General features: G+C 58.2%; 12 protein-coding genes. 2 read left to right on the plus strand and 10 right to left on the minus strand.

The annotated features are described in order from the left end of the window. Nucleotides 1-325 precede the first annotated feature (325 nt). Genes U5L73_RS03320 through U5L73_RS03355 form a run of 8 tightly spaced genes read right to left on the minus strand, consistent with a single transcriptional unit; the run spans nucleotide 326 to nucleotide 7,388 of the window. Nucleotides 326-784: a nuclear transport factor 2 family protein gene (locus U5L73_RS03320; RefSeq protein WP_322561021.1), complete on the minus strand. Its 459-nt coding sequence runs from the start codon at nucleotides 782-784 to the stop codon at nucleotides 326-328. Beyond that, nucleotides 781-1,632 (minus strand): SDR family NAD(P)-dependent oxidoreductase, encoded by an 852-nt coding sequence (locus U5L73_RS03325; protein WP_322561022.1) that lies wholly within the window; start codon nucleotides 1,630-1,632, stop codon nucleotides 781-783. The genes U5L73_RS03320 and U5L73_RS03325 overlap by 4 nt, the downstream gene beginning before the upstream one ends. 3 nt (nucleotides 1,633-1,635) lie before the next feature. Continuing rightward, on the minus strand, nucleotides 1,636-2,169 hold the full coding sequence (locus tag U5L73_RS03330; RefSeq protein WP_322561023.1) for a DUF3833 domain-containing protein: 534 nt from the start codon (nucleotides 2,167-2,169) through the stop codon (nucleotides 1,636-1,638). Then, a complete protein-coding gene (locus U5L73_RS03335) occupies nucleotides 2,166-3,434 on the minus strand; it encodes an MFS transporter (RefSeq protein WP_322561024.1) in 1,269 nt (422 codons plus the stop codon). Before U5L73_RS03335 ends, U5L73_RS03330 begins: the two co-directional genes overlap by 4 nt. Beyond that, entirely contained in the window at nucleotides 3,431-3,988 is a 558-nt protein-coding gene (locus U5L73_RS03340; protein ID WP_322561025.1) for a chalcone isomerase family protein, read from the minus strand. The genes U5L73_RS03335 and U5L73_RS03340 overlap by 4 nt, the downstream gene beginning before the upstream one ends. Before the next feature lie 16 nt (nucleotides 3,989-4,004). Then, a complete protein-coding gene (locus tag U5L73_RS03345; protein ID WP_322561026.1) occupies nucleotides 4,005-5,255 on the minus strand; it encodes a cyclopropane-fatty-acyl-phospholipid synthase family protein in 1,251 nt (416 codons plus the stop codon). A gap of 39 nt (nucleotides 5,256-5,294) precedes the next feature. Next, nucleotides 5,295-6,089: a DUF1365 domain-containing protein gene (locus U5L73_RS03350; RefSeq protein WP_322561027.1), complete on the minus strand. Its 795-nt coding sequence runs from the start codon at nucleotides 6,087-6,089 to the stop codon at nucleotides 5,295-5,297. Between the two features lie 6 nt (nucleotides 6,090-6,095). Then, the gene (locus U5L73_RS03355; protein ID WP_322561028.1) at nucleotides 6,096-7,388 is read right to left on the minus strand and encodes an NAD(P)/FAD-dependent oxidoreductase; all 1,293 of its coding nucleotides are present in this window, start codon (nucleotides 7,386-7,388) and stop codon (nucleotides 6,096-6,098) included. 184 nt (nucleotides 7,389-7,572) lie between these two features. On the opposite strand from U5L73_RS03355, the gene U5L73_RS03360 reads away from it, so the two are divergent. Continuing rightward, nucleotides 7,573-8,436, plus strand: coding sequence for a ferritin-like domain-containing protein (locus U5L73_RS03360; protein WP_322561029.1), 864 nt, complete (start codon nucleotides 7,573-7,575; stop codon nucleotides 8,434-8,436). Here the strand turns inward: U5L73_RS03360 and U5L73_RS03365 are convergent. Beyond that, nucleotides 8,419-9,648 carry a hypothetical protein gene (locus tag U5L73_RS03365; protein ID WP_322561030.1) on the minus strand — a complete coding sequence of 410 codons (1,230 nt, stop codon included), beginning with the start codon at nucleotides 9,646-9,648 and terminating at the stop codon, nucleotides 8,419-8,421. The genes U5L73_RS03360 and U5L73_RS03365 overlap by 18 nt on opposite strands. A 91-nt stretch (nucleotides 9,649-9,739) precedes the next feature. Here U5L73_RS03365 and U5L73_RS03370 point away from each other — a divergent pair, with 91 nt between their 5' ends. Next, complete coding sequence (locus U5L73_RS03370) at nucleotides 9,740-10,240, plus strand: adenylyltransferase/cytidyltransferase family protein (RefSeq protein WP_322561031.1); 501 nt, start codon at nucleotides 9,740-9,742, stop codon at nucleotides 10,238-10,240. Nucleotides 10,241-10,260: 20 nt separating this feature from the next. Here the strand turns inward: U5L73_RS03370 and glnE are convergent, their stop codons facing one another. Further along, nucleotides 10,261-12,966, minus strand: coding sequence for a bifunctional [glutamate--ammonia ligase]-adenylyl-L-tyrosine phosphorylase/[glutamate--ammonia-ligase] adenylyltransferase (gene glnE / locus U5L73_RS03375; protein WP_322561032.1), 2,706 nt, complete (start codon nucleotides 12,964-12,966; stop codon nucleotides 10,261-10,263). Nucleotide 12,967 lies beyond the last annotated feature (1 nt).

Consider the following 12,967-nt stretch of genomic DNA (forward strand, 5'->3'; position numbering starts at 1 on the left):
CTTTCTGGGCGAAAACGGCCCGGAAGCCGCGTGTTTACAACGGATTACAACAATACACTCGCCAAAAAGCGCATGATTCTTTACAGTTGCGCACATCATGAAGACGTACAACACTGTCTATAGATGCCGCGAGTGTGGTGCCACAAGCTACCAGAGAGTGCTGGAGCGCTCAGCCAATGGTTCGCTGCAAGCCACCGGCGAATACAAGTGCACCGGTTGCCGCAATGTTTTTGCTTCGCTACGGGATTGGTGGCAGCCACGTCCCCCTATGGATTTTCAGAGCAGCAAGATTTCGGCGCTTGAAGCGGGGATGCGCTAACTACGCTCAGCTGTTGGCTCTTTTTTTGAGCCAACGCATCAGGCTTCCTACGAGCGGGAGCTTCTCGTACAGCTCTTCAGCCGCGTCCCAGTAGTCGCGGTGCAGGCAGACAAGGCCTGTGTCATCAAACACCAGGTGGCTGGCGCCGAGAATGACCTGTTCGGAGTCTGTGTCAAACCGTCGGAATTTGAATCGGAATTCCCAAGTCAAGAAGCATTGGCTCCCTTGCAGGACACGCTCGGTGACGACGAACCGGGGCCTTTCCAGTGCTACAAACATGTGCTGAAAGATGCGCTCAATCGAACCCAAGCCGGTGACGTCGTTAAACGGATCTTTGAAGCGGGCATCGCTCGAATAGATGGTCCGCAAGTCCACAACCGTTTCGGGCGTCAGCCCTTCAAAGAAATCCACCACGCGCACAACGGCAGCTGAGTTGTCTGCTGCGGGCTTTTGAGCCGTATTCATACGGTAATCCGTCGCACTAGGGCAAAAAACGCACGGTCCGGCAGTAGCCGCAAGAGCTGCATCCAGAGCGTGAATCGCTTCGGAAAGTGAATGTCAAACTGGCCGCGTGCCCAACCTCGCAACATGGCCTGGGCTGCTTCTGCCGGCGTAATGAGGGCCGGCATGGAGAACTGGTTGTTGGCTGTCAGTGGCGTTTGCACAAAGCCCGGACTGATAAGTGACACCCCCACCCCCCGATTACGCAAATCAAGGTACAGCGTTTCGGCCAAGTTGATCATTGCAGCTTTGGTGGGGCCATAGGCAAGGCTGTTGGGCAAGCCACGGTAGCCGGCTACGCTGCCGACCAGGCTGATGTGGCCATGGCCTTGGGCCAGGAGGGCTGGAATCACGGCGTGTAACAACTGCAGCGCGCCGATGTAGTTCACTTGCAGGTGTCGCTCCATATCAACAACGTCCATGGCAAAAGCGCGCATGGCGTTGTAGTGACCTGCGCAATAGACCACGCAGTCCAAAGGGCCCATCGCCAGCACATCGCGTGCGGCGGCCTCCACCCCTGCTGCATCCGACACATCAAGGGGGAGTGCGTGGCTGCCCGGGTGACTATCTACAAAGGCTTGTAGCGCATCCCGCTTACGAGCGGATACGGTCACGATCGCGCCTTGTGCATGCAGAGCCGAGGCAGTGGCCTCACCTATTCCTGTCGAGGCACCCACCAGCCACACCCGTTTACCGGCCCAGTCGGTAATGCGGGGGTTGAGCGATTCCCATAACGAGGGCCAGGCTGTAGTGGCTGCTTGCGGGGGGGCTTTATTGCCGTTCCCGGCGCTTGCAAAGTGATTTTTGGACATAGTTCAGCGCCGCGTGAATGAGAGAGTGACCTCTCCCAACTTCACACCAAATTTGCTCATGGTGGCTTTGTTGAGCATGACTTTGTCCGTCATCAGGTACATCCAGTCATCAAATCGCACTTCGTAGACGCTTCCGTCCACTGGCAAACTCAGCGTGTAGGCCCAGTAAAACGCGTTGCCGCGTGCTTGGCCTTGTGCCGTGCCGATCACATCGTCGGCAGTACCGGTGTAGCGCCCATCGGCCAGCCGTGTGAGGCGCCAGATCCGTTTCTGCTTGGTGCCGTCCGAGTAAGTGAAGTCCTCGTCGAGCACTCCTTGATCCCCTTGCCAGCTGCAGTTCATGACGACAGTGAAGCGCTTGACGACGCTGCCCGAGCGGTCTGTGAAGACGCCGTAGGCATCCAAAGTACCGTTGAAATACTCTTTGAGATCGAGCACCGGTTTGTCGTTGCGGTATTGGTCGATAGATTGCGAGGCACAACCTCCGAGTGCGAGGGCACTGCCGGTGGCGGCAGCAAGAAGTAAACGTCGTTTCATGGAGACCTCCGCAAAATCAGGGTGTAGAGCAGGCCGGCCGCGAGCGCTTTGAGGCCGCAGGGCAAAAGGCAATAGGCCACGGTGAGTGCATTCAGCGCGACCGGATCGCGGGCGCCGGGCGCGTAGCCCCACCACGCCAATGCGGGTAGCGCCACTCCAGCTGCCAAAGCCAAATTGAGTTTGGTGACAAAGTTCCACCAGCCGAAGTAAGCGCCCTCGGCTTGGCCTTGATCGCCTTGGCGGGCGATCAGCCCTGCCAGCAATGCGCCGGGTATGGTGAGGTCGGTGCCCAGCGCTACGCCGGACAAAGCACACACCAGCACAAACTGCACGGTGTCGCCTGCCCCCAGTTGCGAGGCAAAAATGAACACAGCGATCGACAGCAACATGCCGCACAACCAAGTTTTGGCAAGGCCGATCCGGCCCACAACTTTGAGCCACAAGGGGATGGCCAATGCGCCGCACAGGAAGTAGCTGCCTAAAAATAGCGGCTCCATAGCTGGGGGGGCTTGCAGCCGGTCTTGCACAAAAAACAAAATCAAAGTGGCCGGAATGGCGCTGGCAATGCCGTTTACGACAAACACAGCAAGTAATGCCCTGAAATCAGGTCGTCCCAACGGACGCCACACCGAGTGCGGGCTGGTGCGGCCGTCTGCGTGGTCTGCCTCTGATGGCGCGGCGGGAGTAGGTGCTTGTGTCCATAACCACAAGCCCACACTAATTGCTATGAAAAATATAGCGGTAGTCGCAGGTAAACCAAGGGCTACGGGTGTAATGGCGGCTGTAATTACACCTGCAAGACCGAGGCCTTCGCGCCAAGCGACGACCTTGCTGCGGTAACTTTCGTCGCCACCCAGCATGGCGCCCCAGCTTTGGTGGCTGATACTCAAAAAACTGTAGGCAAGATACGTCACCAGTAGCGTGCCAGCGGCCCAATACAACAAGGCTTGCGGGTCAGAGACCCACGGAAAGAAAAGTGCGTAAAACCCTGTGCCAAGCAATACACAGGCCGCAGCCGCGCGCTGCAAGAGTGCTCGTGTGCCGCGTTGGTAGAGTGCATCGCTCCACCGTCCCAGCAGCGGATCAAAAAACGCATCCAGCAACCGGGCGAAAAGCAGTACGCCTCCCAGTGCAGCCATGGAGACGCCGAATGTCTTGGCGTAGTGGTTCGGCAAGACCACATACAAGGGCAGAGCGACAAAGGCCAAAGGCAGGCCCATCATGCCGTAGCGCAGGCCTTGGCGGGTGGTCAGCGTGGTGCTCATGGCTGGAGGCCGGAGAGCAGTTCGGCGCGCAAGCGGGGCTCGCTGGTGCGATCAGACAGCCAGATACCAAAAAACAAACGGCTGAACTCCGGGTCCGGCACGGTGGAGCGCAATTGCCCGTTGAACCAAAACCGCGCACCGGTACCGACCATGTGGACACCTGCAATGCGGTCGCCCAAGCCCACGTTCGGGAATATGCTGTTCATGGTCGAGAGCCACAGGGAAGCTGTCTCTGGCGCGATAGGACCGTTACGTCGCATTTCGTCCAGCGAGCGTTGGGCAATGGCAGAGCCTTTGAGGTCGCGCTGGTAGGTCAGCTCGAGGGCCAGTGGATGTTGCCAATAGGTGGCAAGCTGAAAGCGTGGGTGCACCCAAAGGCGCGCATCGCAGACGGAAAAGCCGAAATAGCGCATTCGGGCACTGCCCGCGAGCACACCATCCGGCATTTCGCGGGCTATTTCAGCCGGTACTGCTACGCTGTTCGCGGAAGCGGGAGGCAGCAATCCGCTGCATCCGGTGGCAGCTCCCGCTGCAAGAATGAGACGGCGTTGCATGGCGGCGGCCGGTGTCTTATGCGGGCTTGCGCAGGGTGTACTGCACGACGTCGATGTTGTCTTCCAGGAAGGCGGCCTCGCAGTAGCAGAGGTAGAACTCCCAGATGCGCATAAAGCGCTCGTCGAAGCCTTTGGAAAGGACCTCGGTACGCTTTTCAAGGAATGCGTCTCGCCAGCGCTTGAGGGTTTCCGCATAGTCGTGCCCAAATGACAGTTCGTTCACCACTTCCAATCCGGCAGCACGGGCTTGTGCGTGGAACTCGCGAGGGCAGGGTAGGCAGCCGCCGGGGAAAATGTACTGTTGGATGAAGTCTGTGGAGCCAATGTAGCGTTCAAACAGGGCGTCTTCGATCACGATGCTTTGGATGCAGGCGTGCCCACCGGGTTTCAGTTTGTTGGACACCGTGCTGAAATACGTCGGCCAGAACTCGCGTCCAACGGCTTCGATCATTTCAATGGAGCACACAGCGTCAAATGCTGGGTCAGGAATGTCTCGATAGTCTTGCAGGCGCAGGTCTGCGCGCTCACTCATTCCCAAGCGACGCATGCGCTCTTGGGCGAATGCGAGTTGCTCGGTGCTCAGCGTGACGCCGGTGATGTGGGCGTTGAACTCGGTGGTGCTCATTTCTGCCAGCGCACCCCAGCCGCAGCCAATTTCCAGCACCCGGTCGCCGGGCTTCAGGTGTACCTCTTGCAATGCACGGCGGACTTTGGCCTTCTGGGCGCCGGCCATCGGCTGCTTGAGGTCAGAGTTGAACAGCGCCGACGAGTAGTTCATGGTGTCATCCAGCCAAAGGCTGTAGAACGCGTTCCCTAAGTCGTAATGGGCGTGGATATTTTTCTGACTATTGGCTTTGGTGTTGCGGTTGAGCAAGTGTTTGATCCGGTAGACCAGACGACCCACCCAGCTACCGTAAATCACGGTTTCCACTTCGGCGCGGTTTTTAACCAGAACGCGGAGTAGCGCGGTCAGGTCCGGTGTGGTCCAGTCACCCGCAATAAAGCTCTCGGCGAATCCGATATCTCCAGACTTGAGTGCCGCCGCAAAAGGTTTCCAGTTGTGCAAAACCAGGCTGGCGTGCGCGGAACTGTCGCTGCCGAAGCGATGAACGCTGCCATCCGGCAGTTGGACGCTAAGGCTGCCGTGCGTGAGTCGTTGCAACAACTTGAACACGGTGCGTGTAGCGGCAGGAGTGCCTGCTGGAAGTGCTGCCGCGCCAGATGCCTGGCCCGCGATCGGTGAGGGTTTCAGGGTGTTGGTGTTCATGACGGTGTCTCCGGGCTGGTTCATGACAAGGTTGGTTTTCTACCGGCTGACTAAGGTATCAGGCGGGACGGGTTTGTGGAAGAGAGGCACTTTCTTGAGCCAGAGCTTCAATGCCTGCCAATGGATCTTGACGACAACGCCCCACGTCATCATGGGGTAATGCCATAGCGCGCGGCGAATACTTGCTGGGCTTAGTGCCTCAAGTTGGCCACTCACGCTGGTATCGATCAGTGCACCATTGCCGTCGTGATAGTCGATGCGTGCGACGGTGCGGCGCATATCGGGGGTCACCATAAAACGGAAGCGGTATCCGCCCTCTACCGGGCAAAAAGGAGAGACATGGAACACCTTCGCTGCTTGTAGTTCGCGGCCGAATTGCGGGGCGTCCAGCAAGTAGCAATGCCGCTCTCCGAAGGTGTTGTTCACTTCCACCACGATCGCCCGCAGGCTACCGTCTGTGCGGTGGCAGTACCAGAAGCTCACAGGTTTGAAGGTAAAACCCCATACCCGCGGGTAGCAGTGGAGCCAGACTTCTCCAGTGGCATCTGCAATACCTTCCTTTGCCAGCAGCGCGTCGAGCCAACCCAGGGCACCACCGGCGTTCATGCTCCGGCCGTCCCCGTGGTCAGTATCGTAAAAGCTGATGGGAGCGAAGCGGTTCCGTGCGAGTGCACCGTCTCCTTGGGCCTGCAAGCTGCGCATGGGCAACATCAAAAAATAGGTGCCATAGGAAAACACGTTGCGTACAGGGCGATGACGTGCATGTCGGACTTCACCAAATCCGATCAGCGCGGAGTGTGCTGGCACGATGCGTGGAACGGTGGACGGATGCATAGTGACTTAAGCGGCAAGGCCTGCGTGCTGCTTGAGCAGTCGGGCTGCTTCCAAGCCGGATTTCAAGCCATCTTCGTGGAAACCATAGCCTGTCCAGGCGCCACTGAAATAGGTATGTTGCTGCCCCTGCAGCGCGGGAAGCGCAGCTTGCGCCTGAATGGCGCCAAGATCGAACACGGGGTGGGCGTAGTCACAGGTTCCATGAATGTGTTCGGCTTTGATTTCCGACACAGGATTCAACGACACCACTACGCTTTGTTCGAAGGGCAGGGGCTGCAGCATATTCAGTAAGTAGTGCAAGCAGACACGCGCGTTGTTTTGCCCTGCGTCTTGGCTGCGCTCGTAGTTCCATGAAGCCCATGCTTTGCGGCGCTGTGGCAGGACGGAAGTGTCGGTGTGTAGCACCGCGGTATTCGCTTGGTATCGGACAGCGCCCAAGGTCGCTTGTTCCGCGGGGCTGGGGTCTGCCAGCATTGCCAAGCTCTGGTCCGAATGACAGGCCAGTACGACCTTGTCAAATCGCTCGGTGTTGCCTTCGGTGGTCACCAGCACTCCGTGTTCATCCCGGGTGATGCGGTGGACCGGCGTGTTGAGGCGCTTGTCGGGGATTTTTGCAACGATTTTCTCCACATAGTGGCGAGCTCCGCCAGTCACCGTCCACCACTGCGGACGGTTGCTGACTTGGATCAAGCCGTGGTTATGGCAGAAACGGATCATGGTCGCCACAGGGAACTGCAGCATCTGGTCCGTCGGACAGCTCCAGATGCAACCAAGCATGGGTAAGAAGTACCAGTCCCGAAATTCTGAAGACAGCCGGTGCTGGTCCAAGAAGGCCGACAGTGGTTGCATGAGCTCAGTTTCAGCGTTTCGGGTGGCAATGTCTGTCGCGAGCTGATTGAACCTCAATACGTCTCGCAGCATACGCAAGAACCTTGGGTTGACTAAATTGCTCCGCTGGGCGAACACCGTGTCCAGAGAGGATCCACTCCATTCCAGCGGCTTGCCGCCCTTGGCGTGGGGAACCTGCACCGAGAACGACATATCCGACTTTGAAGTCGCTACATCCAACTCGGCCAGCAGGGCAATCAAGTGAGGGTACGTGCGCTCGTTAAATACCAAAAAACCTGTGTCCACCCCATGGGTCATGGGGCCGCCTCGGCTTGGCAAGGTAATGTCTACGGTGTTGGTGTGCCCCCCAAAGTAGCCACCAGCTTCAAACAAAGTGATGTCTGCTTGGCAATGCAGACGGTGAGCCGCAGCAAGGCCGGAGATGCCGGAGCCGATGATCGCGAGTCTCATAGGTGTAATTTTTATGAACGTGTTGGTAATTTTGTGACTGATTGGTAATATATCGCAAGAGAAGTTGTGTGTGTCTGTTTTTTTTATGCGGTTTTTGCGGCGCAGGTCCAAGGGACTCCCGCTGAACCTGTCAAGCTACCGACACAGCTTCCGTCTAGAATTTGTTCAGTTTTGAAAGGTCGTCATGCTGTACCCCGAACTCTTTAAGCAACTCGAATCCGTGCGCTGGGATATGGAAAAAGATATCCCATGGGCGAGCTTTGATCCCGCTCAGCTGTCGGATGAGCAGGCTGCGACGATCAAAATGAATGCGATTACCGAGTGGGCTGCATTGCCTGCCACGGAAATGTTCTTGCGCGATAACCGCGGTGACAGCGACTTTTCAGCGTTCATGTCCATTTGGTTTTTTGAAGAGCAAAAGCACTCACTGGTGTTGATGGAATACCTCCGCCGATTCCGTCCTGATCTTGTGCCCACCGAAGAAGAGCTGCATGCCGTGCGCTTCGAATTCGATCCGGCACCGGCATTGGAAACGTTGATGCTGCATTTCTGCGGTGAGATCCGACTCAACCACTGGTACCGCCGCGCGAGCGATTGGCACACAGAGCCGGTAATCAAGGCGATTTACACCAAACTCAGCCAGGACGAGGCCCGCCACGGCGGTGCCTACCTCAAGTACATGAAACGCGCTATCGGCAAGTTCGGGATCGAGGCAAAGTCTGCATTTGCCAAGGTGGGCGTGCTCATGGCAAGTGCGCGCCGCACAGCGCAGGCGCTCCACCCCACGAATTTGCATGTGAACAAAGCGTTGTTTCCACGCGATACGATTCAGAGCCGTCTGCCAAACCCGGAGTGGTTGGAGCACTGGCTGGACCGTCAGATCAATTTTGATGCGGTCTGGGAGACCAAAGTGGTCGAACGCATTCTTCACAACCTGAGTTTGCTGATGGAGCGCAGCTTCACTACTGTCCAAGAGCTCAACAAATACCGCAAGGAGCTCTCCAAAGACTTGGCTGCGGCTCCGGAAGCTTCACCAGGGGCGGTCTGATTTTGGAAGGGCGGTGAGCGGAAGCAGCCGCTCCAAATTCAGCTGAACCTTGACCTCTTTGTGTGCCACGCTGGCCACGATACGGTGGTCGCGCACGGTGGTGTCGCGAATGGTGGGCTCGATAGTGGGTACGCCGCTGCGGTTCACTAACACCGCTACTTTGGGCGTTGTGGTGTTCAACCCACGCTGGATCACGACGGCAACCTCGTTGGTAGCCAAGCGCACGAAGGAGCCGGGCTGATAAATGCCCACCGCTTTGATAATCGCCGCACCGGTTTCATCGATCGCCTGGTTTTCGTCAAAGTAGCAAGCCTGCATCGCGGCGGCTGGAGAAATCGGCATGCGCGAGGCTCTGGGGGCCAAGCGGGCGGCGAACATATCAGCGCGCCGAATCAGGCGGGCGAGGCGCTCACCCCGATTGCGCGGCGCCAAAGGGCCCGGCGGAGCGGTGTGATGCCACTGTATGGCTTCGAGCCAATCGGGGTCAGTGATCCCCATACGGCCAAGCAGCTCCACGGTGCGCTCCGCGTGTTGGTCTATTTCTGTCCGCTGCGCTAATGAGGGCGGCTCGACTTGCGTTGTCAGCCTGTCTTGCAGTTCTGTCATGCTGACATTCATCGTGAGCGCTGCGACTCCTACTAGTCGCTGATCCTCAACCGACCAGTTCAGCACCTCTTTGGCTGCCATCATGCACATGACGCTCACGAGCATGGCATGGGTCGCGCTGTACATGCGGAGTTCGGCAGCAGACAGATAAATCAGGGCGAACAGAGTCCCATCGGGGTTGCGCTGGCTGTGGCGTTGCAGTTGGCGCATTAAGCGATCCAGGCGGCTGCGAAAGCTCGCTGGTTGTGTGTCGCGCAAAAGGGCGTTGGAGATGGCTTGAAGATCCAGCCAGTCCATGCGGTCGTCTTGCGCAGCTTGACGTTCTATCAGTGCATCGCCCGACAGCTTGGTATCTGCGATTTCTCCGAGTGACCTGTCGTCGCGCACTAGTTCGTACAGGTGCTCGACATAAGCGCGGTGCAGGGCTTCCGAGTCCGCCACATTGATAAACAAGCCACCGCCTCGCTGGGAAAACTCTTCCAAATCCCGGCGCGAGGAAATCACATACGATTTGCGGGCCAGCAGTACCCCGTCCTTGTCCATCAATGGAAAAGGAAGCGGCGATCCGATGCGGATGGTTTCTATATTGATGGGGACAAGGTGCATAGGGCCGGGTGATTATGCAGTTTCCATCGGCTGCAACGGACCGTACTTAAGCCACGGCCTCCCGGCAAATGGGGCTGCTAGGATGCTGCCCATGACTTCATCTGCTCCATTACCTGCTTTCCTCGACAAAATCCAGCCTGCTGAAAGCTTGTCCGATGCGTTGGCAGTGCTGCCTCGCCCTTGGGTGTTCACCAATGGCGTTTTCGATGTCTTGCACCGCGGGCATGTGCTGTACCTCGCACAGGCTCGTGCTTTGGGCGGTAGCTTGATTGTGGCGCTCAACACGGACGCATCGGTGCGCAGGTTGGGCAAGGGAGATGACCGCCCCCTCAACGCGGAGGCGGATCGCGCGGTCGTGATGGCGAGTCAAGGCGCTGTGGACTTGGTCACTTGGTTTGCCGAGGACACGCCAGAGGCCTTGATCGCCCGCATCCGCCCGGATATCCTGGTGAAGGGCGGCGACTACGACATGTCGGTTCTGCCCGAAACCCGCTTGGTGGAGTCGTGGGGCGGGCGGGCACAGGCTCTGCCGTTTGTGAGTGGTTATTCCACTACTGGTTTGGTAAAAAAGATACGGGCAAGCGCCTCGTAAGACGCTGGTGCCAACGCGCATCAAGTTCCGAACACGTGTGCCCACAGAGCAAGGCCCGCAGCCTGTTCGGCCGGTAGCGCTGTGCTCACGATCGTGGTCGGGCTTTCGTTGAGTCGGGCCGTGTGCTGGATGTGCCGCAGCTCCCGGTAGCTTTGCGCCGCATCGGAGCCCATCGAGCCGGGCAGTAGCCCCGCGGCTTGCGCGCGCTGCAACAGCGCAATGTTTCCGACGTTATCCAACAACGAGGCATGAATGCGCCCATAGCTAAGCACCAAAAACTGGACCGCGAATTCGATATCCACCATGCCGCCGGGGCTATGTTTGACGTCGAAAAAGTCAGGCTGCACTGTGTGCGCTTGTCGCACACGGTCTCGCATGTGGTGTATCTCAGCCCGCAGCGAGGGCACATCCCGTGGGCTGCAGATCACGGCATGGCGCACGGATTCAAAACGCTGTGCCAAAGCGGCGCTGCCAAATACGCAGCGGGCCCGGGTAATGGCCTGGTGCTCCCACGTCCACGCGGTATTGCTACCGCGTTGTTGTTGGTAATTGGAGTAAGCATCGAAACTGGTGACCAGAAGGCCGGAGTTGCCATTCGGTCGCAGGGCCGTGTCGATTTCATACAAGTCGCCCTCACCGGTTTTGACGGTCAACCAGTTGATGAGCTTGCGCACCAGTGCGGAGTACACCTCGGCGGCCCGGTCATCGGTATCGTCGTAGACGAACACGATATCGAGGTCACTGCCGTAGCCAAGCTCTTTCCCTCCCAACTTGCCATACGCGATGATGCCGAAATTCGGCGTTTCGACATGCCGGTTTTTCAGCCGCATCCAGCACCAGCGTGTCGTCACGCTGAGAACAGATTGCGCTAGAGCGCTCAAGTCATCCGCAACTTGTTCAACGGTCAAGCGCCCTTCAATATCGCGTGTCAGCGTTCGGAAAATCTCGGCATGGTGAGCCCGGCGCAAGAGGTTGAGCAGGCTTTCGTCATCATCCTCTCCGCTGATTTGGAGTGCTGATCTTCGCCGCTCCAAGTCCGCTTCGAATAGCAAGGCATCAAACCGATCATCCAAGGTCCGGCTGTCCGCCAGCTCATCAATGACTCCAGGATGCTTGAGCAAGTAGCGCGCTGGCCAGCGGGCCGCGCCCAACATGCGAAGCAGGCGTTCGTGCACCTGCGGGCGTTCCAGCAGCATAGCCAGATAGCTCTCTCTGCGCAGCAGGGGCTCCATCCAGTCCGCGAGCCGGACAGCTGCGTCCTCGGTGGTGCGGCCTTCGGCGATCCACTGTCCGGTGCGCACAATCAGTCTCAGCAGGCGGTATCGCGATTCATCTTTCAGTGCCAGAACCCTGGGGTGGCTCTGCCAGTCTTTGATCCTTGACTGGAAGCCGCCTGCCAGACTGGGAAGCACGGACTCCAAGTCCATGGCGTTGGGGCTATGCTTGCCGGTACAGCCCTTGCAGGCAGGCTCACTGCCACCGAGCAAAGAATCGAACTCTTGCGCCACGACCTCGCGGTGCCGGTCGAGTTCCCGCAGTAGCTCACTGCTGTCGCGCAGGCCCAGCGTCAACGCGATCCAGCACAAATCCTCTTCGTTGGTGGGCAAAACATGGGTTTGTTGGTCATCGAGGTACTGGATACGGTGTTCCACCTTGCGCAAGAAAACATAGGCCTCAGCCAACGCAGTGGCACTTGTTGGGGGCATCAAGCCCGCACGCACCAAACGGCCTAGCGCACTGGTTGTCGGTCGGGTGCGCAGGTCTGGAAATTGCCCGCCGCGCACCACTTGCAGCAATTGAACGGTGAACTCAATTTCCCGGATTCCGCCGCGCGATAGTTTGACATCGTTACTGCGCTCGGGCCGCCCGGCGCTGCGCTTAGCGGCATGGTCCCGGATTTGCCGGTGTAGCACCCGGAGGGAATCAAATACGTTGTAGTCCAGATAGCGCCGGAAAACAAATGGCACTACGACAGCGCGAAGTTGCAATGCAAAGGCACTCCCCACTGCCGCAGCAGGTGCCACTACGCGACTTTTGAGCCACGCAAATCGCTCCCATTCACGCCCCTGCACATGTAAATACTCTTCAAGGGCGCTTAGCGACACCGCTGCAGGTCCGGAGTTTCCGTTGGGCCGGAGCGCCAAGTCCACCCGGAACACAAAGCCGTAGTCTGTGCTGTCTCCGATGAGTGCGTAGATACCGCGCACCATCTTGGCAAAAAACTCCTGGTTAGAGATCCGGCCGCGTCCCACACTGTCGCCGGTGGTCTCGCCATCCTGGTCATAGACATAAATCAGGTCAATATCGCTTGAGACATTGAGTTCGCGGGCGCCCAATTTGCCCATACCCACTACCAATAACTGCGCAGGGGTGCCGGAGGGGGATAGGGGGGTGCCGTACTGGGCGCTCAAAGCCGCGTAACTGAGTGCAAAGGCGCGATCCAGCGAACACTCCGCCAGGGCAGTCATCGACGCGGTAACGTCTTCTACTGTTGACCCTTCTTCGCAGTCCAAAGTAGCCAACCTCTCCAGTATCAGCTGCCGCGTGATCCGCAGCACATGGCCCGGTTCATGGCCTTCAGTTTCTAGGGATGACGCTAGTGAGGCGATAGCTGCTTTACCCGGAAGGCCGGGGGGCAACAGAGCGGATTCTGTGGCGTACCGGCGTCTGACACGTTGAACAAAACGAGCGTGTGCCGCCGAAGCCTGATTCTCAAGGCGGGTCATA

The organism is Rhodoferax sp. (genome assembly GCF_034520025.1).
GTDB lineage: Bacteria > Pseudomonadota > Gammaproteobacteria > Burkholderiales > Burkholderiaceae_C > Allorhodoferax.

Coding starts and splice junctions, on each gene's coding strand:
- U5L73_RS03360 (WP_322561029.1), top strand. CDS start 7,573: ATGCTGTACCCCGAACTCTTTAAGCAACTCGAATCCGTGCGCTGGGAT.
- U5L73_RS03320 (WP_322561021.1), bottom strand. CDS start 784: ATGAATACGGCTCAAAAGCCCGCAGCAGACAACTCAGCTGCCGTTGTG.
- U5L73_RS03355 (WP_322561028.1), bottom strand. CDS start 7,388: ATGAGACTCGCGATCATCGGCTCCGGCATCTCCGGCCTTGCTGCGGCT.
- U5L73_RS03350 (WP_322561027.1), bottom strand. CDS start 6,089: ATGCATCCGTCCACCGTTCCACGCATCGTGCCAGCACACTCCGCGCTG.
- U5L73_RS03345 (WP_322561026.1), bottom strand. CDS start 5,255: ATGAACACCAACACCCTGAAACCCTCACCGATCGCGGGCCAGGCATCT.
- glnE (WP_322561032.1), bottom strand. CDS start 12,966: ATGACCCGCCTTGAGAATCAGGCTTCGGCGGCACACGCTCGTTTTGTT.
- U5L73_RS03335 (WP_322561024.1), bottom strand. CDS start 3,434: ATGAGCACCACGCTGACCACCCGCCAAGGCCTGCGCTACGGCATGATG.
- U5L73_RS03330 (WP_322561023.1), bottom strand. CDS start 2,169: ATGAAACGACGTTTACTTCTTGCTGCCGCCACCGGCAGTGCCCTCGCA.
- U5L73_RS03365 (WP_322561030.1), bottom strand. CDS start 9,648: ATGCACCTTGTCCCCATCAATATAGAAACCATCCGCATCGGATCGCCG.
- U5L73_RS03370 (WP_322561031.1), top strand. CDS start 9,740: ATGACTTCATCTGCTCCATTACCTGCTTTCCTCGACAAAATCCAGCCT.
- U5L73_RS03325 (WP_322561022.1), bottom strand. CDS start 1,632: ATGTCCAAAAATCACTTTGCAAGCGCCGGGAACGGCAATAAAGCCCCC.
- U5L73_RS03340 (WP_322561025.1), bottom strand. CDS start 3,988: ATGCAACGCCGTCTCATTCTTGCAGCGGGAGCTGCCACCGGATGCAGC.